The sequence below is a fragment of the Kitasatospora sp. NPDC088548 genome (assembly GCF_044753005.1).
Taxonomy (GTDB): Bacteria; Actinomycetota; Actinomycetes; order Streptomycetales; family Streptomycetaceae; genus Kitasatospora.
This window is the reverse complement of the sequence record NZ_JBIVMI010000049.1, coordinates 14,387-37,158: the sequence shown is the minus strand read 5'-3', so window position 1 is coordinate 37,158 and position 22,772 is coordinate 14,387. Positions and strand designations below refer to the sequence as shown.

General features: G+C 71.4%; 22 protein-coding genes and 1 pseudogene. 17 read left to right on the top strand and 6 right to left on the bottom strand.

The features are described from left to right. The first annotated feature begins 97 nt into the window (after window positions 1-97). Both ACIP82_RS36460 and ACIP82_RS36455 read left to right on the top strand, forming a co-directional pair. The gene (locus tag ACIP82_RS36460) at window positions 98-1,366 is read left to right on the top strand and encodes a hypothetical protein (protein ID WP_400659878.1); all 1,269 of its coding nucleotides are present in this window, start codon (window positions 98-100) and stop codon (window positions 1,364-1,366) included. A gap of 285 nt (window positions 1,367-1,651) precedes the next feature. After that, window positions 1,652-1,819, top strand: a pseudogene (locus tag ACIP82_RS36455) (IS630 family transposase); the annotation flags it as partial. A 289-nt stretch (window positions 1,820-2,108) separates the two neighbouring features. On the opposite strand, the gene ACIP82_RS36450 reads toward ACIP82_RS36455, so the two are convergent. Next, entirely contained in the window at window positions 2,109-2,909 is an 801-nt protein-coding gene (locus tag ACIP82_RS36450) for a hypothetical protein (protein ID WP_400659876.1), read from the bottom strand. Between the two features lie 210 nt (window positions 2,910-3,119). Between ACIP82_RS36450 and ACIP82_RS36445 the strand changes: the two genes are divergently transcribed. The 3 genes from ACIP82_RS36445 (at window position 3,120) to ACIP82_RS36435 (ending at window position 4,684) form a co-directional block, all read left to right on the top strand. After that, entirely contained in the window at window positions 3,120-3,590 is a 471-nt protein-coding gene (locus tag ACIP82_RS36445; protein ID WP_363612467.1) for a helix-turn-helix transcriptional regulator, read from the top strand. An 18-nt stretch (window positions 3,591-3,608) separates the two neighbouring features. Then, window positions 3,609-4,178 carry a hypothetical protein gene (locus ACIP82_RS36440; protein ID WP_400659874.1) on the top strand — a complete coding sequence of 190 codons (570 nt, stop codon included), beginning with the start codon at window positions 3,609-3,611 and terminating at the stop codon, window positions 4,176-4,178. Between the two features lie 152 nt (window positions 4,179-4,330). Continuing rightward, complete coding sequence (locus ACIP82_RS36435) at window positions 4,331-4,684, top strand: DUF2516 family protein (protein ID WP_363612471.1); 354 nt, start codon at window positions 4,331-4,333, stop codon at window positions 4,682-4,684. A gap of 121 nt (window positions 4,685-4,805) precedes the next feature. On the opposite strand, the gene ACIP82_RS36430 is transcribed toward ACIP82_RS36435, so the two are convergent. Further along, window positions 4,806-6,299, bottom strand: a complete 1,494-nt coding sequence (locus ACIP82_RS36430) for a SpoIIE family protein phosphatase (RefSeq protein WP_363612473.1) — start codon at window positions 6,297-6,299, stop codon at window positions 4,806-4,808. Between the two features lie 232 nt (window positions 6,300-6,531). Between ACIP82_RS36430 and ACIP82_RS36425 the strand changes: the two genes are divergently transcribed. After that, window positions 6,532-7,110, top strand: coding sequence for an O-acetyl-ADP-ribose deacetylase (locus tag ACIP82_RS36425; RefSeq protein ID WP_400659871.1), 579 nt, complete (start codon window positions 6,532-6,534; stop codon window positions 7,108-7,110). A gap of 182 nt (window positions 7,111-7,292) precedes the next feature. Here ACIP82_RS36425 and ACIP82_RS36420 read toward each other — a convergent pair whose 3' ends face one another. Continuing rightward, window positions 7,293-8,123, bottom strand: a complete 831-nt coding sequence (locus ACIP82_RS36420; RefSeq protein WP_400659868.1) for a class I SAM-dependent methyltransferase — start codon at window positions 8,121-8,123, stop codon at window positions 7,293-7,295. A 338-nt stretch (window positions 8,124-8,461) separates the two neighbouring features. Between ACIP82_RS36420 and mshA the strand changes: the two genes are divergently transcribed. Further along, the gene (gene mshA / locus ACIP82_RS36415) at window positions 8,462-9,826 is read left to right on the top strand and encodes a D-inositol-3-phosphate glycosyltransferase (protein WP_400659881.1); all 1,365 of its coding nucleotides are present in this window, start codon (window positions 8,462-8,464) and stop codon (window positions 9,824-9,826) included. A 66-nt stretch (window positions 9,827-9,892) separates the two neighbouring features. After that, window positions 9,893-10,405 (top strand): YbjN domain-containing protein, encoded by a 513-nt coding sequence (locus ACIP82_RS36410; protein WP_363612481.1) that lies wholly within the window; start codon window positions 9,893-9,895, stop codon window positions 10,403-10,405. 19 nt (window positions 10,406-10,424) lie between these two features. On the opposite strand, the gene ACIP82_RS36405 is transcribed toward ACIP82_RS36410, so the two are convergent. Beyond that, complete coding sequence (locus ACIP82_RS36405) at window positions 10,425-11,765, bottom strand: MDR family MFS transporter (protein ID WP_400659864.1); 1,341 nt, start codon at window positions 11,763-11,765, stop codon at window positions 10,425-10,427. A 162-nt stretch (window positions 11,766-11,927) separates the two neighbouring features. Between ACIP82_RS36405 and ACIP82_RS36400 the strand changes: the two genes are divergently transcribed. Continuing rightward, window positions 11,928-12,686 carry a phosphoglyceromutase gene (locus ACIP82_RS36400; RefSeq protein WP_400659861.1) on the top strand — a complete coding sequence of 253 codons (759 nt, stop codon included), beginning with the start codon at window positions 11,928-11,930 and terminating at the stop codon, window positions 12,684-12,686. Between the two features lie 630 nt (window positions 12,687-13,316). Here ACIP82_RS36400 and phoU read toward each other — a convergent pair. Then, window positions 13,317-14,003, bottom strand: a complete 687-nt coding sequence (gene phoU / locus ACIP82_RS36395) for a phosphate signaling complex protein PhoU (protein ID WP_363612487.1) — start codon at window positions 14,001-14,003, stop codon at window positions 13,317-13,319. A 307-nt stretch (window positions 14,004-14,310) separates the two neighbouring features. On the opposite strand from phoU, the gene ACIP82_RS36390 reads away from it, so the two are divergent. Both ACIP82_RS36390 and ACIP82_RS36385 read left to right on the top strand, forming a co-directional pair. After that, window positions 14,311-15,696: an ATP-binding protein gene (locus ACIP82_RS36390; RefSeq protein ID WP_363612489.1), complete on the top strand. Its 1,386-nt coding sequence runs from the start codon at window positions 14,311-14,313 to the stop codon at window positions 15,694-15,696. Between the two features lie 2 nt (window positions 15,697-15,698). Beyond that, on the top strand, window positions 15,699-16,394 hold the full coding sequence (locus tag ACIP82_RS36385; RefSeq protein WP_363612491.1) for a response regulator transcription factor: 696 nt from the start codon (window positions 15,699-15,701) through the stop codon (window positions 16,392-16,394). 113 nt (window positions 16,395-16,507) lie between these two features. Here ACIP82_RS36385 and ACIP82_RS36380 read toward each other — a convergent pair whose 3' ends face one another. After that, window positions 16,508-17,158: a DUF461 domain-containing protein gene (locus ACIP82_RS36380; protein ID WP_400659855.1), complete on the bottom strand. Its 651-nt coding sequence runs from the start codon at window positions 17,156-17,158 to the stop codon at window positions 16,508-16,510. Window positions 17,159-17,574: 416 nt separating this feature from the next. Between ACIP82_RS36380 and ACIP82_RS36375 the strand changes: the two genes are divergently transcribed. From ACIP82_RS36375 to rlmB, 6 genes are all read left to right on the top strand, one after another. Beyond that, entirely contained in the window at window positions 17,575-18,057 is a 483-nt protein-coding gene (locus ACIP82_RS36375; protein ID WP_030244332.1) for a CarD family transcriptional regulator, read from the top strand. A 257-nt stretch (window positions 18,058-18,314) separates the two neighbouring features. Further along, window positions 18,315-19,073: a 2-C-methyl-D-erythritol 4-phosphate cytidylyltransferase gene (gene ispD, locus ACIP82_RS36370; RefSeq protein ID WP_363612513.1), complete on the top strand. Its 759-nt coding sequence runs from the start codon at window positions 18,315-18,317 to the stop codon at window positions 19,071-19,073. After that, the gene (ispF, locus tag ACIP82_RS36365) at window positions 19,063-19,554 is read left to right on the top strand and encodes a 2-C-methyl-D-erythritol 2,4-cyclodiphosphate synthase (protein ID WP_363612495.1); all 492 of its coding nucleotides are present in this window, start codon (window positions 19,063-19,065) and stop codon (window positions 19,552-19,554) included. Before ispD ends, ispF begins: the two co-directional genes overlap by 11 nt. 164 nt (window positions 19,555-19,718) lie before the next feature. Next, window positions 19,719-20,114, top strand: a complete 396-nt coding sequence (locus tag ACIP82_RS36360) for a PPOX class F420-dependent oxidoreductase (protein WP_363612497.1) — start codon at window positions 19,719-19,721, stop codon at window positions 20,112-20,114. Window positions 20,115-20,232: 118 nt separating this feature from the next. Further along, the gene (cysS, locus tag ACIP82_RS36355) at window positions 20,233-21,627 is read left to right on the top strand and encodes a cysteine--tRNA ligase (RefSeq protein WP_363612499.1); all 1,395 of its coding nucleotides are present in this window, start codon (window positions 20,233-20,235) and stop codon (window positions 21,625-21,627) included. Between the two features lie 134 nt (window positions 21,628-21,761). Next, complete coding sequence (gene rlmB, locus ACIP82_RS36350) at window positions 21,762-22,757, top strand: 23S rRNA (guanosine(2251)-2'-O)-methyltransferase RlmB (protein ID WP_363612501.1); 996 nt, start codon at window positions 21,762-21,764, stop codon at window positions 22,755-22,757. Window positions 22,758-22,772: the final 15 nt, after the last annotated feature.

The following is a 22,772-nucleotide window of genomic DNA, read 5'->3' as shown; positions in this document are numbered from 1 at the left end:
ATCAGGCACAAGATCATCCGACACGTGGAGCACTCTGCCGCCCGAACACATCAACTGCCAAGCCCCTGAGCTGAACTCATTTTGAAACGATCAGTTAGTGAACCGGAACTACCTCGCTCCCGAGCAGATGGTGAGGAACAACGCCCTCGGTATCGGCAAGCCGGCGGACATCTTTGCGCTCGGCCTTGTCATAACCGAGATGTTCACGAAGCAGAACGCCCGAGGGCGACGACACGCGCTTGTGCGCGACCGCTACCCCTTCCTGGCGGACCTCGACCTGATCATTGAACAGATGCTGCTCCAAGATGAGGCGCAGCGGCTCCGTATCGACACCGTACGCGGCATGCTTCGGGTAACTCTTCAGCGGCTCGACTCGGCAATCGAGGAGATCTCCGATGATCTGCGCCCCAACGAAGCTTCCGCCGACAGCTCGTCCGGCGAGATCGAGCGGATCCTCGGTCGTGCCGCCAGAGACGTGCTGTCGGCGAAGCATGTCTTCGAGCGGGTCGCCGACGGAGAGCTCGACCGATTCAACCTCAACTATCACTGCGAGGTTGCGTACCGGGTGAGCACGGAGCTGTTCAATACATGTGCTCAAGCCATTATATATGCCTCGTGCAAGGCGAAGTTCGACTATGAGGGCGCCGGGCGGTGGGACGAGAACGACGACGCTCTCGTGCTGTCGGCCGCCAAGCCGGGACTCCAACGCGAGCTGGAGACGATTCTGGCTGATTTCCCCCTCCCTCAGTCTTCGCGCTGGGGCGGGATGCCACGGCGGTCGGCTCACTTGTTCCGGTTCTGCAAGGACTACCACTGCGAAGAGCTACTGACGAGCATCCGCGGATCTGTCTACGGTGAAGGCAATGGCTCGTTGCGGGCGAATCTGATCGGCGCCCCGATCCTCTGGATCACCCGCTGGATGCGTGCGCATCTGGACACCGACTACCTGGAGCTCGGCAAAACAGTTCGCGAGGACATCGGTTTCGAGCGCCACCTCTCGGTGCTCTGGGACGAGACGCTTCCGTTGGATTCGGCCCGAGAAGCGGTGGGAGTGGATCTGTTGACCGAGCCGCTCAACGCCGACGACATCGCCGGCACACTGCAGGCGCTTGAAGCGAAGTGGGATGTCTCCGTGGGAGAGCTCGTAGACGGTGGGTACTCGGTCATGTTCCGGTCACGCATCACGTACCGCTGCTTCCACGACGAGGCGCTCGACCTCGCAGAACCGGGCTCAGTATTCGAAGCCGACGTCCTCAATCTGCTCCGCCCTGAGGCGGAGTTCGACGACCTCGTCGCACTCACATGGGATCGGGACTTCGATGTGGCCATCACGCTCGGGAAGATCCTCGGCACCCCCAGGCGCTAGTGTCCTGAATCCGAATTCAAGGGCGGTCATAGGATGGGGTGGCGCCTGGTCCGAAGCCGTTGTCGCTGGAGTTGCCTGATCACGAACGCCAGGTGCTGCGTGGCTGGTTGCGTAAGCGGACGGCGTCTCAGGCGTTGGTGTTGCGGTCGAGGATCGTGCTGGCGTGTGCGGAGGGTTGGGCGAACGCGCAGGTCGCGCCCGCGCCGGGCAGGACGACCGCACGGCGCTCGATCTGGGTGTCTCGTGGGAGACGGTGCGCAAGTTGCGGGCCCGATTCTTGGCGAATCCGCTGGAGGGTGGCTCAACCTCGTCGAGCGATGGTTCGCCGAACTGGCCTGCCGCAAACTCCGCCGCTCGGCCCAGCGCAGCGTCGCCGAACTCGAACGGGACATCCGCGGCTGGATCAACGAGTGGAACAAGAACCCCAAGCCGTTCGTCTGGGCGAAGACCGCCGGCTGCGTTTGGCTGGCTCGATCAGTGCTGGACGCTGGCCGGATCGCCGAGATTGTGGGCCGCCGTTTCGGCGTCGACTCCACCCAGGCCGGGCTGCACTTGCTGCCACGTTCGAAGCTCCAGCCGGACAGGGCGACGCGGCTGCTGCGGCCGCTGCGCCGGGTCGCGACTGCGCCGACCTGGAGGATCTGCTGGTGAGGCGGCGTCGATAGGCGTGCCCCGATACGGTGCTATCCCGCCGTGGCGACGGGATCGGCATCCTGCTCGCCGAAGCTGGGCGTTGCCCAAGTCAGTTGGCGGCACCCCGGCGAAGGCGACGCCGCGGGACGATGTCTCCAGAGACACCGAGGTGCGCGGTGGCTTGGTCAAGCTCCTCGGCTAGCAACTGCTCGCTGAGGATGGAGTCGAGTATCCGGCCGGCCCGGATCAGGCACACGGCCGTCCAAATGACGTCGTTCAGGCCACTCTCCCTGGGCTTGTTGCGCAGTTCCCAGCCGCCGGCCCGGGTGGGATGGAGATACAGCTGCGCCGTCTCTCGTGTGGTGTGGGAGTAGGAACTGAGGTGCCGGTAGGGCAGATAGCCTTCCTGCTCCCCGAACGCCGCCATCAAGTCGGCGGTGTTGCGGATCTCGTTCGTCAGCCGGGCGACCTCAGGGACCGGGTGGGCGGTCCGTTCGTTGACAGCGGCACGGATGCTTGCCTCGACCTCATCTCCCTCGAGATCCCACCCAGCTCGCTTCGCGTTAGTGATCAGCTTGAGGAGCTGGTCGTCGCTGTAGGCGTCGACGGCCTGCACCGCAGTGTCGCCGCCGTCGACGAGCCAGGCCATCGCCACCGCGTGCGTCATCAGGTTCCGCATCACCGGTGCGACGACGAACCCGTTGCCGTCCCTGGCCGCCTCTGCCACCACGCGGGCGGAGTCCGAAATGAGCATCCACCAGCTCCACGCGACTGGTGCCACTGCCTCGTGTTCGCGAAGGAAGCCGATGCCGCCCACTCCGGAGGCCATCCTGTCGCGGGCGGCCAGCAACTGGTCGATGACTTCGAGAGCGCGCCGGGCCGTGGCCTCGTCATGCGCAAAGTCGGGCATAGCGCCAATCTACGGCGCCACACCCGAAACCGCCCCACAATTTCCGACTGGACCCGGATGGCGACAGTTGTCGTGCAAATACGACACCTATCGCGCTCAGGCTCAGGACGGTGGTGCGCAGCTGGGCGAACTGCGCCGGCCCGGTCCGGCGCGTTTGCTGTTGTTAGCACCCTGCTTGCACATGCAAGCAGGGTGGGGCAGGGTGGTCGCATGGCCTCACTGAATGTCGGCTCGTTGGGCGAGTACATCCGCGAGCAGCGGCGAAATGCGCAGTACTCGTTGCGGCAGTTGGCGGAGGCCGCCGGCGTGTCCAACCCCTACCTCAGCCAGATCGAGCGAGGGTTGCGCAAGCCGAGCGCGGAGATCCTGCAGCAGATCGCGAAGGCGCTGCGGATCTCGGCGGAGACGCTGTACGTCCAGGCCGGGATTCTGGAGGAGCGGCGGGACGAGGGCCTGGAGCTACGGGCCTCGATCCTGGCCGATCCGCTGATCAACGAGCGGCAGAAGCAGGCGCTGCTCGCGGTCTACGACGCTTTCCTCAAGGAGAACGCCGCTCATCAGGGCGCGGTCTCCGACGGCCCGGAAACCGGTGGCCCGCAGGCCGACGGTTCGAAGGCCGATCGCCTCGGGACCGCAGGTCCCACGACCGATGGCCCGAAAACCGTCGGCCCAGCAACCTAGACACCGGGAGGACCGGTCATGCCGATCACTGACGAGATCAAGAAGACCCTGAGCGACCCGACCCCGCTCTACGCCCTGGCCGGCGCGGGAGACCTCGCCTACGAGAAGCTGCGCGAGGTCCCGGGGAAGGTCGAGGCGATCGCCGCGGACCGCAGGGGCACGCAGGAGAAGGCCACGGTCAAGCTCCAGGAGGCGCAGGCCAGGCTGGTCGAGGCGCAGGCGAAGGTCGCGGGTACCGTGACCACCCTGCCCACCGACCTCAAGGTGCTCCAGGAGAAGGCACAGACCTTCGCCCTCCAGCAGGTGGGCCGGGCGGTCGAGCTGGCGGTGAAGGCCAAGGAGACGTACGACGAGCTGGCCGAGCGCGGCAAGGGCGTGGTGGACCGGGGCCGTCCGGGTGGCGCGGACGCGCTCACCGAGCCGGCGCGGGACCAGCAGCCGGAGCGGGCGGAGACCGAGCAGGAGCCGGTCGAGGCCGAACTGGTCGAGGCAGAGCTGGTCGAGGACGGTGCGCCGGCCGGGGCCGCCGAGGAGTCCGGGCCGAAGAAGGGCCCCCGCGCCCGGAAGAGCAGCGGGGCGGCCGAGTAGCCGCTCCGGCCCGGACCGGTCGAAGGCCGGTCGCGGAGCAGTGGTCCGGGGCACATCCGGTGGCCCCGGGACGTTGACACCTCGGCGGACGGTTCACCGTGCCAGGATGGGTGGGACCGGGACGCCGGAGCCGAGACACAGAGGAGACCGTGATGGGCGGAGTGGGTCAGATCCTGGACTTGGCTTACCTGAATCCGTTCTGGTGGCTGGCCGTGGCGATTCTGGGCTTCAAGCTCTTCGCACTGATCGACGCGGCCGCCCGCCCGGAGGACGCCTACCGGGCGGCGGACAAGAAGACCAAGCCGTTCTGGTTGGCGATCCTGGGGATCGCCTTCGGTCTCGATCTGCTGTTCGGGGCGAACTTCCTGACCAGCTTCCTGACCCTGGGCGGCCTGGTCGCCGCGATCGTCTACATGGTCGACGTGCGCCCGGCGATCCGGGAGCTGACCAACCGCGGCGGCGGGCGCGGCGACCGGCGCAACATGGGGCCGTACGGACCCTGGTAGACCGGTCGGCCCAGACGAACAGCGAGCCCCGGCGCGCGGGACCACCCCGAGCGCCGGGGCTTTGTGCGCAGGGCTCCGGTCACCGGGACGGTCAGCCGGACGCCGCTGCTCCGGTGCCGCGTCAGCCCAGGATCAGCTGGACCGGGTTGCGCTCCAGCAGCAGGACGGCGACGTCGTCCGTCAACGCGCCGCCGTTCAGCTCCTCGACCTCGGCGATCGCGCTGTCCACCAGCCGACCCCTGGTCAGCCCGGCGGACTGGTGGTCGCCGACCAGATCCGCCAGCCCGTCCTGGCCGAGGCGGCGGGAGCCGGCTCCGACCCGGCCCTCGATCAGCCCGTCGGTGTACAGCAGCAGCCGCCAGCCGCGACGGAGTTCGAACCGGTGCGACGGCCAGACGGCCTGGCCGTCGTCGCACGGCAGCAGGCCGAGCGCGGGCCCGGCGAGGTCGGACGGAAGCATCTCGGGCTTGTGGTCATGGCCGAGCAGCAGCGGAGCGGGGTGCCCGGCGAGGTAGAGCCGGGCGTGCTCGACAGCACCCAGCGAGTCCAGCTCGCCGGACGCACCGCCGGGCTCGATGACCAGCATGCAGAGCGTCGCGAAGATCTCGTCGCTGCGTCGTTCGTGCTCCAGAACGTGCTGGAGGGTGGTCAGCAGCGTCTCCCCGGTGAGACCGGCGAAGACGAGGGTGCGCCACGCTATCCGGAGCGCCACTCCGAGGGCGGCCTCGTCGGGGCCGTGCCCGCAGACGTCCCCGATCACCACGTGGACGCTGCCGTCGTCGGTGCGGACGGCATCGTAGAAGTCGCCGCCGAGCAGGGCGCGGCGGCGACCCGGGCGGTAGCGCCGGGTGAAGGAGAGGCCGGCGCCGTCCAGCAGCGGGGTGGGCAGCAGATGGCGCTGGAGCCGGGCGTTCTCCTGGCCGCGCAGCTCCGCCTCGACCAGTCGGCGCTGCGACTCGTCGGCGCGTTTGCGCTCCACCGCGTACCGCAGGGCCCGGGCCAGCAGGGGGCCGTCCGTCTCGTGCTTGATCAGGAAGTCCTGGGCTCCGGCGGCCACGGCGGCGGCGCCCAGTTCGGCCCCGGCGGCGTCGGTGAGCACCACGACCGCGGTGTGCGGGGCTCGGCGGAGCAGCTCGTGCAGGCCCTCCAGACCGTCGGAGGCGTCCGAGGGGTGCGGCAGGTCGGCGGGTGCGGCGAGGTCGAGCAGGACGCAGCTGAAGTCGGAGCCGCGCGGTCGGCCGCGCCGGTTCCACGGCGGGGCGGGGGCCAGCAGCTCGGTGGCCTGGTCCAGGCCGCGGGCCCAGTGGATCTCGATGGAGGTGCCGCTGTCGGCCACCGCCGCCCTGATCAACTGGGCGTCGGAGGCGTCGTCCTCGATCACCAGCAGCTTGAGCGGGGCGGCGGAGGGTGCGGAACGTCCGGCCGGGGAGTGCCAGAGGGAGGTGGCGGCCGCGGCGTCCGACCGGGGGTGCGGTATCGGCGCGGTGGCCGTGGCCGGGCCCACGGACCGTTCGGCGGGGCCTGGGCGGTTGCGGGCATGGCCGGAGAGAGCGCCGTTGAGGGCGCCCGTCAGGTCAGCGGCACCAGGTGCCCGCCCGTCTCCCGTTGCGGGCATCGGTCGATCCTCCCTTTCCCCGAGTGCGTAACGGCCGGCGCCCGTCCGCAGTGCCCGCCTGGCACGGTGCGGCGGGGAACTTCTCGCGACCATAACGTGATCTCCGGGGATTTCTCTGGCCGACCGGCACCGTTGTGGCTATTGCCACGCCGGTGGCGGTGTGGTGAATGGACGTGGACGACGGATGAGGCCCGTACCGGGGACGCGCGGGCGGGCGGAGAAGGAGCACGCGATGGTGACGCGGATCACCCTGGTCGAGGGTGACATCACGGAACAGCGGGTGGACGCGGTGGTGAATGCGGCCAACTCCTCTCTGCTGGGCGGTGGCGGGGTGGACGGTGCGATCCACCGCAAGGGCGGGCCGCAGATTCTGGAGGAGTGCCGCCGGCTTCGAGCCTCGCATTACGGCAAGGGGCTGCCCACCGGGCAGGCGGTGGGGACGACGGCGGGGCGGCTGCCGGCCCGCTGGGTGGTGCACACCGTGGGGCCGGTCTACTGGGCGGACGAGTACGACAAGAGGGCGGAGCAACTGGCCTCCTGCTACCGCGAGTCGATCCGGGTGGCGGTGGAACTCGGCGCGGGCACGGTGGCCTTCCCGGCCGTGTCGGCCGGGGTGTACGGGTGGCCGCTGGAGGATGCGGCCCGGATCGCCGTGGGCACCGTCGCCGAGGTGGTGCGCGGCGACAGGACGGGCGAAGCGGTAGAGCTGGAGGAAGTGCGGTTCGTGCTGTTCGGAAGGGAGACGTACGGGGTGTTCGAGCGGGCGTTGCGGGTGGCGGACGAGTTGCGCGGGTTCGAGCGGAACGACTGAGCAGGGTGGGGCCCGAGCGACGGTGGTGGCGCCGATCGGATGCCTCCATGGTGGCGTGACAAGGCGTCAACATGCCAGAGGTATTCGATAACTCGTTCGAGTGAATCCCTGGGATCGCTCACCAGCTCCTGCCGGTGCCGCCCCGCCGCCCGCCATCGTCTGCCGGCTGGAGGCAACGCCCGCTACGGCGCGAGCGCCGTCCACGGCACGGTGACCTCGCCCTGGCGCCATCGCCCGCGCGCGTCCACCAGCGGCCAGCTGCCCGACAGCGCCGTGCACGCCGCCACCCAGCGCTGCCGGGCGCCGAACGCCCCGTACGGCGCGGCCGCCGCCCAGGCCCGGTCGAAGTCGGTGAGGAAGGCGTGCACCGGCCGGCCCGGCACATTGTGGTGGATCAGTGCTTTCGGGAGCCGTTCGGCCAGGTCGGACGGTTGCCCGAGGCCGCCGAGCCGCGCCGCGAAGGTCACCGTGCGGGGCCCCTCCGGGCCGAGCGCGACCCAGACGTGCCGCCGCCCGATCTCGTCGCAGGTCCCCTCGACCAGCAGCCCGTCCGGCGCCAGCCGGGCGCAGAGCCGCTCCCACACCCCGGCCACCGCCGCCTCGTCGTACTGCCGCAGCACATTGGCGGCCCTGATCAGCCGGGCGGGCGCGCCGCCGTCCAGCGGCACCTCGAACCCGCCGCGCCGGAAGGTCAGCAGCGGCGGCTGGGCGTACGGCAGTGCCGCCGCGACCCGCTCCGGCTCGATCTCGATCCCCACCACCCGGACGTCCGGCCGTACCGCGCGCAGCCGTCCGGCCAGCTCGACCGCCGTCCAGGGCGCGGCGCCGTATCCGAGGTCGACGGCCACCGGGGGCCGGTCGGCGGACCGCAACGCGTGGCCCAGCGTGTGCGCGATCCAGCGGTCCATCCGCCGCAGCCGGTTGGTGTTGGTGGTGCCCCGGGTGACCGTCCCCACCGGCCGCCCCGCCCGCCCTCGGGCGGGCGCGGTCACGGAGTCGAAGGAGGCGGCCATGCCCAGAAGGGTACGCGCGCGCCCACCCGCCCTCCGCGTCCGAGCCCGGCCGCCGGCCCTCCGGACCCGCCCGCTCCCGGCCCGCCTCGGGCCGGGCCCCGACCACCGGCCGCCCCGCCCGCTCAGGGCGTGCGTCATCTCATGTGCCGGGACGGGAATGCCGATCGATGACCTGGTGGTTGGCACACTGGTGGCGATGTCTGCCCGGACGGGGCAGCACGCCGCCGCGCCGCACCCGCGACGCGGCGGTGTGGCGCCGGCGGCAGCGCACAGACCGAACAGCAGGCAGCAGGCAGGCTGCAGCGACCGGGCAGCACAGAGGAGGCTTCAGCCAGGTGATCCAGCACCCCGTCCGTTCGGTACGCCGTGCCCAGCCGACCCCGCCCGTACGCGGCCGGCTCCAGTCGCTCGTCACCGGCCGCCAGCGCCGGCCCCGCCGGATAGCCATGCTCAGCGTGCACACCTCGCCGCTGCACCAGCCCGGCACCGGCGACGCGGGCGGGATGAACGTCTACATCGTGGAGCTGGCCAAGCGGCTCGCCGACCTCAACATCGAGGTCGAGGTGTTCACCCGGTCGATCTGCTCGGACGACGCGCCCACCGTCGAGCTGGCCCCGGGCGTGCTGGTGCGGCACGTCACCGCCGGGCCGTACGAGGGCCTGCTCAAGGAGGACCTGCCGGCGCAGCTCTGCGCCTTCACCCACGGGGTGCTCCGTACCGAGGCCGGCCACCGCCCCGGCCACTACGACCTGGTGCACTCGCACTACTGGCTCTCCGGCCAGGTCGGCTGGCTGGCCGCCCAGCGCTGGGGCGTGCCGCTGGTGCACACCATGCACACCATGGCGAAGGTCAAGAACGCCGCGCTGGCCGAGGGGGACACCCCCGAGCCGGCCGCCCGGGTGATCGGCGAGACCCAGGTGGTGGAGGCCGCGGACCGGCTGATCGCCAACACCACCGAGGAGGCCGCCGAGCTGGCGCTGCACTACTCCGCCCGGCCGGACCAGCTCGCCGTCGTCCACCCGGGCGTCAACCTGGACGTCTTCCGCCCGGGGGACGGCCGCGCCGCCCGGGCCCGGCTCGGCCTGTCGCAGGACTCCGCCGTGCTGCTCTTCGCCGGCCGCATACAGCCGCTGAAGGCGCCGGACGTGCTGCTGAGGGCGGTCGCGGCGCTGCTGGAGCGGCGGCCCCGGCTGCGGGAGCGGCTGGTGGTGCCGGTGGTCGGCGGCCCGTCCGGCACCGGGCTGGCCAGGCCGGAGAGCCTGCACAAGCTCGCCGCCCAGCTGGGCATCGGGGACGTGGTCCGGTTCCACCCGCCGGTCGGCCAGAGTCAGCTGGCGGACTGGTACCGCGCGGCGACGGCGCTGGTGATGCCCTCGTACAGCGAGTCCTTCGGGCTGGTCGCGCTGGAGGCGCAGGCCTGCGGCACACCGGTGGTGGCGGCCTCGGTCGGCGGTCTGCCGGTCGCCGTCCGGGACGGCGTGACGGGCACGCTGGTCCACGGCCACGACCCGCAGGCCTGGGCACACGCGCTGGAGCCGTACGCCACCGAGCCGGGCCTGGTCGCCCGGCGGGGCGAGGAGGCGGCCCGGCACGCGGCCGGCTTCGGCTGGGACACCGCCGCGGCGGCCACCGCCGAGGTGTACGCGGGCAGCCTGTCCAGGCCGGCGGGCCGGCTCACCGGCTCCCGCCTGCGGCTGGCCTGAGCGCGGGCACCGGTCGGGGCCGGTCGCTGCTGCGCGCGGCCGGTACCGCCGAGTAACGTCACCCTCATGGCTATCCGCACCAAGGACGAGGCCCTGACCCTCCTGCGCACCGCCCTGGACGACGCCGGGGTGGCCTGGGAGCCGGCCACCGCCGATCCGTACACGCTGGTCGCGACCCTCCCGGGCACCCGCAAGCTGAGCACCACCTGCGCCCTGCGGGTCGGCGACCACACCCTCTCGGTGAACGCCTTCGTGATCCGCCGCCCGGACGAGAACCACGAGGGCGTCTACCGCTGGCTGCTGGAACGCAACACCCGGCTGTACGGCGTCGCCTACGCGATCGACCAGCTCGGGGACGTCTACCTGGCAGGCCGGCTGCCCCTGGAGGCGCTGGCCGCGGACACCGTCGACCGGCTGCTCGGGACGGTGCTGGAGAACGCCGACGAGCCCTTCAACACACTGCTGGAGCTGGGCTTCGCGTCGGCCATCCGGCGCGAGTGGGAGTGGCGGACCAAGCGCGGGGAGTCCACCCGCAACCTGGCCGCCTTCGCCCACCTCGCCGCCCCGGCGGCCGAGTAACGATCGGCCCGGCCGCCGCTCAGGAGCCCGTGGAGGCCGACGCCGACGCCGACGCCGACGCCGGCTCGGGCCCGGTGTCGGCGGGGCCGCCGACCGCCGTCGTGCCGTTCCGGCGGCCCGGGACGGCGGCGGCCGCCGCCGCTCCGGGCCGCCGGCCCAGCACCGCGTACCCGGCCGCCGCCACCGTGCCGCAGACCGCGCAGGAGCCCCACACCGCCGTGCTGCCGACCCACTCCAGCAGCACACCGCCGACCGCCGGGCCCAGGAACGAGGCGAGCGACCAGGAAAGCGAATAGACGCCCTGGTAGCGGCCTCGGGCGTGGGTCGGTGACAACTCCGCGATCAGGCCCATCATGGTCGGCGCGTTCAGGATCTCGCCGATCGTCCACACCGCGACGGTGAACGCGTAGAACCACGCGGACGACCCGGCGAGCGCGGTCAGCCCGAAGCCCCAGCCGATGAACAGCGCGCTGGCGACCAGCAGGGCCGTCCGGTCGCGGCCCTCCATCCACCGGGTGAGCGGGATCTGCAGCAGCACGATCAGCAGACCGTTGAGCCCGATCACCAGGCCGTACTGGACGGAGGTGATGCCCGCCAGGCCCATGTCCACGGCGAGCGTGGTGCTGCCCTGCTGGGCGACCAGGGCGAGCAGCAGGTTGAGCGCCACCACCGTCATGAAGCGGGTGTCCCGGAACACCGTGCCGAGGCCGATCCTCGGTTCGTCCGGGCGGCCGACCGGCTCGGCCGGCCTGGTCTCCGGGATCCGGATGAAGATCACCACCGCGCAGATCAGGGTGGAGAGCGCGTCCAGCAGGAAGAGAGTGAGGTAGCCGTGGGTGGCGATCAGGCCGGCGGCCGCCGCCGAGAGGCCGAAGCCGATGTTGATCGCCCAGTAGTTCAGCGAGTAGGCGCGGACCCGGTCCTCGGGGGGCACGATGTCCGCGATGATCGCCGAGGTGGCCGGCCGGGTCGCGTTGTTGCAGAGGCCGACCAGGAAGACGACCACGGCGATGGCCACCTGACCGTCCGTGAAGCCGAGCACCGCCGTGAACAGGGCGGTGCCCAACTGGGCGGCGACCAGTGTGGGGCGGCGCCCGATCCGGTCGGTCAGCACGCCGGCGCCCACCGCCGAGATCGACGAACCCAGGCCGAAGAGCGCCGCGACCAGGCCCGCGTACGAGGGCGGATAGCCCCGGCTGGTGGTCAGATAGAGCGACAGGAACGGGACCACGAACCCGCCGAGCTTGTTGATCAGGGTCGAGGTCCAGAGCCACCAGAACTGCCGGGGCAGCCCGCCCATCGTCTCGCCCGCCGCTCTTCGGATCCGGTCGGTGAGGGGCAGGTCGGACGAGGCGGGCATGCGGGGCTCCCCGGGGCGGCAGGCGGCGTTGGCAGGGTGTCCGCTGGGCGGGGCAGGCGGAACCGCCCAGCAGATAGGTAAGAGTCAAAACTGCTGAGCACACATTACACATGGCCATAGGTCCCGACCAGGGGTTTTCCGGGCTCCACTAAGCTGGGGGCCATGGCTGACACGACGTACCGACTCATCCTGCTCCGTCACGGCGAGAGCCAGTGGAACCAGAAGAACCTGTTCACCGGTTGGGTCGACGTCGACCTCAACGAGAAGGGCGAGAAGGAGGCCGCGCGCGGTGGCGAGCTCCTCGCCGCCGAGGGTCTGCTCCCCGACGTGCTGCACACCTCGCTGCTGCGCCGCGCGATCCGGACCTCGCAGATCGCCCTGGACAAGGCCGACCGCCACTGGATCCCGGTCAGCCGCAGCTGGCGCCTCAACGAGCGGCACTACGGCGCGCTCCAGGGCAAGGACAAGGCCCAGACCCTGGCCGAGTTCGGTGAGGAGCAGTTCCAGCTCTGGCGCCGCTCGTACGACACCCCGCCGCCGGTGCTCGCCGACGGCGCCGAGTACTCGCAGGCCGGTGACGCCCGTTACGCCGACATCCCGAGCGAGCTGCGTCCGCGCACCGAGTGCCTGAAGGACGTCGTCGAGCGGATGCTCCCGTACTGGTACGACGCCATCGTGCCGGACCTGGCCGCCGGCCGGACCGTCCTGGTCACCGCGCACGGCAACAGCCTGCGCGCGCTGGTCAAGCACCTCGACGGCATCTCGGACGAGGACATCGCCGGCCTCAACATCCCGACCGGCATCCCGCTGGTGTACGAGCTGGACGCCGACTTCAAGCCCGTCACCAAGGGCGGCCGCTACCTCGACGCGGAGGCCGCCGCCGCCGCCATCGAGGCGGTCAAGAACCAGGGCAAGAAGTAAGCCCGAAGACGTAACGGCCCCTCACCTGCGCGTATGGCGCTGGTGAGGGGCCGTCGTCATTTCCGGGCCGGCTGTGGGCCGTCAGCCTTGGTGATCCCGGGGCTTGAACACCTCCCCGATCGCCTTCCGGGCCCGGTGCCGGCTGTTCCGGCATCAGGTGGACGTAAAAGCGGCCGCGCAGGCGCTCAGGGCCCCGGGGTGCGGGGCCTCGGGGGTGCAGGGTTCTCAGTGGCCGCAGCAGCCGCCGCTGACGCCACCGCACTGGCAGGGGGCGCCGGACTGGCAGCCGCAGCCGCAGCCCGGGCCACAACCGCAGCCGGCCGCGAGGACGGGCAGCAGGTTCGGGGTGGGCGGCTCAACGGTGGCGTGTGCCGGTGCCGGTCGGGTCGGGTTTGCCTTCATCGCGCTGGCTCCTCCTTGTGACGGGCACACTTCGGTGCCTACGGCATCGAGTGAAACCGCCAATCGGAGGGAGCGTCAACAGGCGCGCAGTGGTGGGGAGCCCGAGAGGTCGTGCGCCCCCACCACTCCTGTTCGAGGTTTACTCACCCTCCGGGGGGAGCCCCGTCGCCGGGGCCCCACCCCTGAGGCCCCACCCCGGGGGCCCAGGCGCCGAGGCCCCCGGCGGCCTCACTCCCCAGCGGCGGCGGCGGCCTCCGTGGAGGCCACGAACTCGTCCACGTGCTCACCGGTGACCAGGTACACCACCCGCTTGGCGACCGACACCGCGTGGTCCGCGAACCGCTCGTAGTAGCGGCCGACCAGGGTGACGTCGACGGCCGTCTCGATGCCGTGGTGCCAGCGGTCGTCGATCAGGTGCGCGAACAGTTCGCGGTGCAGCGCGTCGATCGCGTCGTCGTCCTGCTCCAGCTCCAGTGCCTTGTCGACGTCCTTGGTGGCGATCACCAGGCCGACCTTGGCCACCAGACGCTGGGCGAGCTGCCCCATCTCCAGCACCGTCGCGTGCAGGTCCGCCGGCACCGCCGACTCGGGGTAGCGCAGCCGGGCCACCTTGGCCACGTGCCGGGCCAGGTCGCCGCAGCGCTCCAGGTCGGCGCTCATCCGCAGCGAGGTGACGACGATGCGCAGATCGGTGGCGACCGGCTGCTGGCGGGCGAGCAGGTCGATGGCCCGGTTCTCCAGGTCATGGTGCAGGTCGTTGACCTTCTCGTCGGCGGCGATCACGCTCTCCGCCAGCGCCAGGTCCGCATCGAGGAGCGCGGTGGTGGCCCGGCCCAGGGCCGAACCGACCAGCCGGGCCATCTCGACCAGGCTGTCGCCGATCGAGTCGAGTTCCTCGTGGTACGCGTCGCGCATGCTCTCTCCTCAGTAGCTGTGTCGGTGGCGGTGCCGACCGGTCGTCCCGTACGACCGTCGGTCCGGCCTTCGGGTAACCGCTGCTGGTGGCGCGAATCGTACGCGCGCACCGGGGGCGACAGGCGGGTGTCCGGTCCGTCGCCCCTTCCCGCACTGGCTGCCCGGCCAACTCTGGGCCGTCCGGGCGACCACGCACGACCCGTGCGGTGAACCGGCAGCTACGTGAAGGTGAATTCTCGGCAACGTCCAGCCGATGCCTTGATCCGATCCTTGGGGAGCGCCCTGGCCGTGCGCTTAGGCTGGCCGCATGGACGTGAATGTGGCCGCCGCCGCTGCCTGCGCCATAGCCGGGCTCGGAGTCGGCCTCACGGCCTCCATCGCATTCCGCTGGAGCGAGCGCGAACAGGCCAGGGGCAGGAACAGCGGCACCAGCGGCAGAAGCAGTGGTCGGCACCAGGGGCTGAGCGCCCCCACCCATGAGGCCCCGCTGCCTCCGGGGGTCGACACGGTGCTCTCCGTGCTGCGCTCCTGCGCGATCGTGCTCGGCGACGGCGACGAGGTGGTCAAGGCCAGCTCGGCGGCGTACGCGATGGGCCTGGTGCGGGGCGGCGCGGTCGCCGTCGACCAGATGCTCTCGCTGGCCCGCGCCACCCGCCGGGACGGCGAGATCCGCCAGGTCGAGCTGGAGCTGCCGCGCCCGGGCACCGCGCGCGCCGTCGAACCGCTCGCGGTGTCGGTGCGGGTGGCCCCGCTGGGCTCCCGGCTGGTCCTGGTCCTGGTCGAGGACCAGACCGAGCGCCGCCGGGTCGAGGCGGTCCGGCGCGACTTCGTCGCCAATGTCAGCCATGAGCTCAAGACCCCGGTCGGCGCCCTGTCGCTGCTCTCCGAGGCGGTCGCCGACGCGGCGGACGACCCGGAGGCGGTCCAGCGCTTCGCCGGCCGGATGCAGATCGAGGCGACCAGGCTGGCCAGCCTGGTGCAGGAGATCATCGACCTCTCCCGGGTCCAGGACGACCGGCTGATGGTCGACCCCGAGCCGGTCGCGGTGGACGAACTGATCGTCGAGGCGATCGACCGCTGCCGCCAGCAGGCCGCCGCCAAGCAGATCCTGATCGCCGCCGGCGGCATCGCCGGCCTCTACCTGTACGGCAACCGCGGCCAGCTGGCCGCCGCCCTCGGCAACCTGGTCGAGAACGCCGTCAACTACAGCCCGCCGCGGACCAGGGTCGCGATCGCCACCCGCCGGATCTCCAGCGCCGCCGCGCTCGGCGAGGCCGACGGCGAGCTGATCGAGATCTCGGTGACCGACCAGGGCATGGGCATCTCCGAGAAGGACCGCGAGCGGGTCTTCGAACGCTTCTACCGCGTCGACCCGGCCCGCTCCCGGGCCACCGGCGGCACCGGCCTCGGCCTCTCCATCGTCAAGCACGTGGCCGCCTCGCACGGCGGTACGGTCTCGGTGTGGAGCGTCGAGGGCCAGGGTTCCACCTTCACCCTGCGCCTGCCCGCCGGTCAGGCCCCCGCCACCGACACGACCGACGCCGGACCGACCGCCACCACGGCGTCGCCGGCGGCACCGAGGACCCTCACCACGGACCGGACGGCCAGCACGGGCCGCGCGGACCGGTCGCTCCCCGCCGGGGAGCGGGAAGAACCCCTGTCAGAGACAACCCAGCTTGCCCCGGAGGCCTGATCGTGACCCGAGTACTGGTGGTCGAGGACGAGGAGTCGTTCAGCGACGCTCTCTCGTACATGCTCCGCAAGGAAGGCTTCGAGGTGGCCATCGCCGCCACCGGCCCCGACGCGCTCGAGCAGTTCGAACGGAACGGCGCCGACCTCGTCCTGCTCGACCTGATGCTGCCGGGGCTGCCCGGCACCGAGGTCTGCCGCCAGCTCCGAGTGCGCTCGAACGTCCCGGTGATCATGGTCACCGCCAAGGACAGCGAGATCGACAAGGTGGTCGGCCTGGAGATAGGCGCGGACGACTACGTCACCAAGCCGTACTCCACCCGGGAGCTGGTCGCCCGGATCCGCGCGGTGCTGCGCCGCCGCGGCGAGGACGGCGGCGCCGGTGACAACGGCGGCGGCCCCGGCGCGCTGGAGGCGGGCCCGGTCCGGATGGACGTCGACCGGCACGTGGTCACGGTGGACGGTGCCAAGGTCGACCTGCCGCTGAAGGAGTTCGACCTGCTGGAGATGCTGCTGCGCAACGCCGGCCGGGTGCTCACCCGGATGCAGCTGATCGACCGGGTCTGGGGCGCGGACTACGTCGGCGACACCAAGACCCTGGACGTCCACGTCAAGCGACTGCGGGCGAAGATCGAGCCGGACCCGGGCGCGCCGCGCTACCTGGTCACCGTGCGTGGCCTCGGCTACAAGTTCGAGCCGTAAACCGCGTCTGGCCCGGCACCGGCCACCGAACCGGTGCCGGGCCAGACGAAAGACCCCCTCCGGCAAGCGCCGGAGGGGGTCTTCTCGTACTGCCGCGCCCGGGCGGGCGGACGTCAGTGGGTGCCGGCGGGGGTGGTGGTGGCACCGGACGGCGTGGTCGCACCGGCGGGTGTCGTCACCGGGGCGGTCGCCCCCGGGGTGGTGGCGGCCGGGGAGCCGGCGGCCTTGGACGGCGCGGCCGCCGGGCCGGCGGTCGGGCCCCAGCCCTTGTACAGGCCCTTGTTCGGGCTGACGGCGGCCTGGGTCTCGACCTTGCTCCCGTCCTTGAAGGCGAAGGCGGTGGGCACGAAGCCGCCGACGTTCACGCTGACGGAAGCGACCTTGGCGGACGGGTTGCCACTCCCGCCGAGCAGCACCGCGCCGCCGGCCGGGACGACGATGCTGCTCAGCGGAGCGCCCTTGTCGTCGGCGAAGACCGCGCCGGCACCGTTGCCGACGGTGATGGACTGCAGCTCGGCCGGCTCGGTCCCGGTGTTGCTGATGTTCACCGTCACATTGGCGGGGCCGGTGTGCTCGCCCGAGGACTCGTCCCCGGTCACGACGACGATGTTGTTCAGTCGGAGGGTGGTGCCGAGTGTCGCCGAGGCGTTGTCGGGCTTGATCTCCAGAGTTTCCGGCGTGTTGCCGGCCGCGCAGGAGGACAGCGAAACGATGGCAAGGGCGGCGATGGCGGCGATGCTGCCGCGTCGAAGGCTGCGGCTCACGGCGGCGGCTTCTCCTAGGTCGCGTGGCGGATGGTCAGGCCTCAGATTATCGACCCCACTTATACGCCCCTCACGGGGTGGTCCCCCGTGTCGTGCGCCGAAGGTTCGTGGGGCCCCCATACGGCGGCACTTCCGCGTGTTCAGGTCAACAGTCGACCAAGATCGGATCACGATCGGGAAACGGCCCGATAAACGGTGAAAACCCAAGATCCAATCACGGTTTCGGGAGTGTTGCCGCAGGTTTCGGCAAGCGCCGGAACCGCCTCCGACCTGCGGGAAGCCCCCGCCGAAGGCCGGTCGCAGCACGTCATGGGGGTCCTTGTCAAGCCCCGAGACCGGCCCTGACCTGCGAAAACGCCCTTCGGGTGCGCCGAAAAGCGTGTTATTCTGGAAAGCCACGGAAGGGGTCCTGTCACATGACGTTCAAGGTTGGCGACACGGTGGTCTACCCCCATCACGGGGCCGCGCTGATCGAGGCCATCGAAATTCGCCAGATCAAAGGTGTGGACAAGACCTACCTGGTGCTCAAGGTGCAGCAGGGAGACCTGACGCTCCGCGTGCCCGCTGAGAACGCGGAGTTCGTCGGCGTTCGCGATGTGGTCGGCCAGGAAGGTCTGGACCGGGTCTTCGAGGTGCTCCGCGCACCGTACACCGAAGAGCCGACCAACTGGTCCCGTCGCTACAAGGCGAACCTGGAGAAGCTCGCCTCGGGTGACGTTATCAAGGTCGCCGAGGTTGTGCGCGATCTCTGGCGTCGCGAGCGCGAGCGCGGTCTCTCGGCCGGCGAGAAGCGCATGCTCGCCAAGGCTCGCCAGATTCTCGTCAGCGAGCTGGCGCTGGCCGAGAACACCAACGAGGACAAGGCGGAGACGCTGCTCGACGAGGTCCTCGCCTCGTAGCGCAGTCGGGCTGCCGCCCGCCCGCTCACAGCGCCCGATGTCGGCGCGCCACTCACCGGATGTGATGTCCTGCGAGTGGTGCATTGACACCTCGGGCGCTGAGGCGTGTCCGGATGACGCCTCTCACCCCGAGCCGACCCGGGCATGCAAGATCGTTTCTGCTGTTCTGCGGGCGGCGGGACCATGGTTCTTCGGAAGGGGTCCACCCGCCCGTCGTGCACGCCATGGCCATACCCACTTCGCCGAAGGAGTGAAACCTGAACGCCACAGCAGCAGTCGCAGCAGCAGTGGTGCCCGCCGCCGGACGCGGCGAGCGGCTGGGGCCCGGCGCCCCCAAGGCCCTGCGGGAACTGGGCGGAGTGCCGCTCCTGGTGCACGCCGTGCGGGCGCTGGCCCGCAGCCGGGCGGTCGGCCTGGTCGTGGTGGCCGCGCCGGCGGACGGGGTGGCCGAGGTGGCCGCCCTGCTCGACAGTCACGGTCTGGACGGCAAGGACATCCGGGTGGTGGCCGGCGGGGCGACCCGCCAGGAGTCGGTCCGGCTCGGCCTCGCCGTGATCCCGGCCGAGGTGGAGATCGTCCTGGTGCACGACGCGGCCCGCCCGCTCGTCCCGGTCGAGGTGGTGGACGCCGTCGCGGCCGCCGTCCGGGGCGGGGCCGAGGCCGTGGTGCCCGCCGTGCCGCTCGCCGACACCGTGAAGCGGGTCGAGCCGAGGTCCGGCGGGCCGGAACCGGTGCTCGACACGCCCGACCGGGCCACTCTGCGCGCGGTCCAGACCCCGCAGGGCTTCCGCCGGACGACGCTGGTCGAGGTGCACGCCAAGGCGCTGGCCGAGGAGAGCGCGGGCGGCGCGGGCGCGCTGCCGCCGGTCACCGACGACGCCGGCCTGGTGGAGCGCTTCGGCGGCCCGGTGGTCGTGGTGCCCGGCCACGAGGAGGCGTTCAAGGTGACCCGTCCGCTGGACCTCGTGCTCGCCGAGGCCGTACTCGCCCGCAGGAGGGCCTCCGATGGCTACTGACCCGGTCCTGCCCCGTATCGGCATCGGCACCGATGTGCACGCCTTCGAGGCCGGGCGCCCGCTCTGGGTGGCCGGCCTGGAGTGGCCGGGCGCCGAGTACGGCCTGGCCGGGCACTCGGACGCCGACGTGGCCGCGCACGCCTCCTGCGACGCACTGTTCTCGGCCGCCGGGATCGGCGATCTGGGCGCGCACTTCGGTACCGACCGGCCGGAGTGGTCCGGCGCGTCCGGCGTGACGCTGCTCGGCGAGGCGGCCCGGCTGGTCCGCGCGGCGGGATTCGAGATCGGCAACGTCTCGGTCCAGGTGATCGGGATCCGGCCGAAGATCGGCAAGCGCCGGGACGAGGCGCAGGCCGCGCTCTCGGCGGCGGTGGGCGCGCCGGTCTCGGTCTCCGGCACCACCACCGACGGTCTCGGCCTGACCGGCCGGGCCGAGGGGCTGGCGGCGATCGCCACCGCCCTGGTCTACGAGCGCCGCTGAACCCGAGGGGCCGCGGGCGGGGCCCTCGGGAATAACCGTCGGGTGACGGGTGTTCAGAAGCCTTTGCCGGGGCCCGGGTCGCTACCGTTCGACGCGGGCCCCGCGAGGCCAGGCCCTCGCTACCGGGCCCGCGTCCGACGCCGCGTGACGAGAAGAGGTTCCCGATGACCGCCCATCTCACCGACCAGGCCAAAGCCCTGATCGACGGCAAGAGTTTCGCCGTGGTCTCCACCGTCCAGCCGGACGGCGGCCCCCAATCCTCCGTGGTCTGGGTGGCGCGGGACGGCGACGACATTCTGTTCTCCACCGTCGAGGGCCGCCGCAAGCACCTCAACCTGGTGAAGGACCCGCGGGCCTCCCTGCTGGTCAACCCGCCGGAGAACCCGTACTCCTACGTCGAGGTGCGCGGCTCCGTCACCGTCACGCGGGAGGGCGGCAGGGAGCTGATCGACCAGCTGGCGCGGAAGTACCAGGGGGCGGACTCCTACGGCTTCGACGGCCCGGACGACGTCCGCGTGGTCGTCCGGCTCACCCCGCACAAGGTGGTCGGCCACCTCTGAGCCGACCCTGAGCGGAGGGGGTGCCTCCTCCCCGTCATGGAGAAGAAACGGCGCTGCCGCGGTATTGACATTTGAGAATGTCGCGGGGCACCCCCTGCTGCCCACTACGCTTGACGCTGTGAGCATTCGCCTGTACGACACCAGCACCCGCCAGGTACGCGACTTCGTCCCGCTTGTACCGGGTTGTGTCTCGATCTACCTGTGTGGCGCTACCGTCCAGGCGGCCCCGCACATCGGGCACATCCGGTCCGGCCTGAACTTCGACATCATGCAGCGGTGGTTCGCCTACCGCGGCTACCAGGTGACCTTCGCCCGGAACGTCACCGACATCGACGACAAGGTCATCGCCAAGGAGCGCCAGCTCGGCACGCCCTGGTGGCAGATCGCCTATGCCAACGAGCGGGCCTTCAACGACGGCTACTCGGTGCTGGGCTGCCTGCCCCCGACCGTCGAGCCGCGGGCCACCGGGCACATCCCCGAGATGATCGAGATGATGCAGGCGCTCATCGCCAAGGGCCACGCCTACGCGGCCGACGGCAACGTCTACTTCGACGTGAAGTCCTTCCCCGAGTACCTGTCGCTCTCCAACCAGAAGCTGGAGAACCTGCGCCAGCCCGAGGGCGAGGGCGAGACCGGCAAGCGGGACCCGCGCGACTTCGCGATGTGGAAGGCCGCCAAGCCGGGCGAGCCCAGCTGGAACACCCCGTGGGGCTGCGGCCGTCCCGGCTGGCACCTGGAGTGCTCCGCGATGGCGCACAAGTACCTGGGCCGGGCGTTCGACATCCACGGCGGCGGGATCGACCTGATCTTCCCGCACCACGAGAACGAGATCGCGCAGTCCAAGGCGTACGGCGACGATTTCGCCAATTTCTGGGTCCACAACGCCTGGGTCACCATGAGCGGCGAGAAGATGAGCAAGTCGCTCGGCAACTCGGTGCTGGTCTCCGAGATGGTCGGGCGCTGGCGTCCGATCGTGCTCCGCTACTACCTGGCGGCCCCGCACTACCGCTCGACCATCGAGTACAGCGAGGAGTCGCTGCGCGAGGCCGAGGCCGGATTCGGCCGGATCGAGGGCTTCGTCCAGCGCGTGGTCGAGCGCTTCGGCCCGGTCGACGCCGCGCCCGAGGTGCCGCCGGCCTTCGCCGAGTCGATGGACGACGACCTGGGCGTGCCGCAGGCGCTGGCCATCGTGCACACCGCCGTCCGCCAGGGCAACAGCGCCCTCACCGCGGACGACAAGGAGAACGCGGTGGCGCGTCTGGCCGAGGTCCGTGCGATGCTCGGAGTGCTGGGTCTCGACCCGCTCGACCGGCAGTGGGCCGGGGCGGAGCGCGGCGAGGACCTGCACGGCGTGGTCGACTCGCTGGTCCGCCTCGTCCTGGAGCAGCGACAGGCGGCCCGGGCCCGCAAGGACTTCGCCACCGCGGATGCCATCCGCGACCAGCTCGGCCTGGCCGGGCTGGCGATCGAGGACACCCCGTCCGGCCCGCGCTGGACGATCAACAGCCAGTAACCCCATCTGACCATGGGGTGAGGGTGGGCCGTACCGGACCGGTGCGGCCCTCCCGCATGACGTAGCGCATGCCGTCGGCCGTCACCGGTCTCACCGGGGCGGCCGGGCATGCCGGACAGACAGGAAGTACAGCCATGGCCGGCAACAGCCAGCGCAGGAACCGCCGCAACGCCGGATCGAAGAAGGGCGCGTCTGTCGGTACCGGCGGCCACAGCCGGAAGGCACTCCAGGGCAAGGGCCCGACCCCGCCCGGCGCCGAGCGCAAGGGCCACCCGAAGCAGCGTGCCGCCAACGCCGCGGTCAAGCGCGAGCGCGACGCCAAGGCGCGGGCCGGCATGCGCCGCAGCGGTGGCGGCGGTCGTGGCGGCCGGGGCGGGGCGGGCGCCGCCGAGCTGGTCGTCGGCCGGAACTCGGTGGTCGAGGCCCTGCAGGGCGGCGTACCGGCCACCGCGCTGTACGTCATGCAGTTCATCGACACCGACGACCGGGTCAGGGACGCCTTCCAGGCCGCCAACGACCGCGGCATCCCGCTGATGGAGGCCCCGCGCCCGCAGCTGGACCAGATGACCGGCGGCCTGAACCACCAGGGCCTGGTGCTCCAGGTCCCGCCGTACGAGTACGCGCACCCCGAGGACCTGCTCGGCGAGGCCGCGGACGCCGGCCAGGACGCGCTGATCATGGCGCTGGACGGCGTCACCGACTCGCGCAACCTCGGCGCCGTGGTCCGCTCCGCCGCCGCCTTCGGCGCGCACGGCGTGGTCATCCCCGAGCGCCGGGCGGCCGGGATGACCGCCGGTGCCTGGAAGACCTCCTCCGGTGCCGCGGCGCGGCTGTCCGTCGCCCGTGCCACCAACCTGACCCGGGCGCTGGAGGCCTACCAGAAGGCCGGCCTGCTGGTGGTCGGCCTGGCCGCCGACGGCGAGGCCGAGATCGGTGACCTGGAGGCGCTGACCGGCCCGGTCGTGATCGTCGCGGGCAGCGAGGGCAAGGGCCTGTCCCGGCTGGTCTCGGAGACCTGCGACATCCGGGTGCGGATCCCGATGCCGGGTGCCACCGAGTCGCTGAACGCCGGTGTCGCGGCGGGCATCGTGCTGTACGAGGCCGCGCGGCTGCGGAGCAAGGTCGGCTGAGCCGCCGGGCCGGAG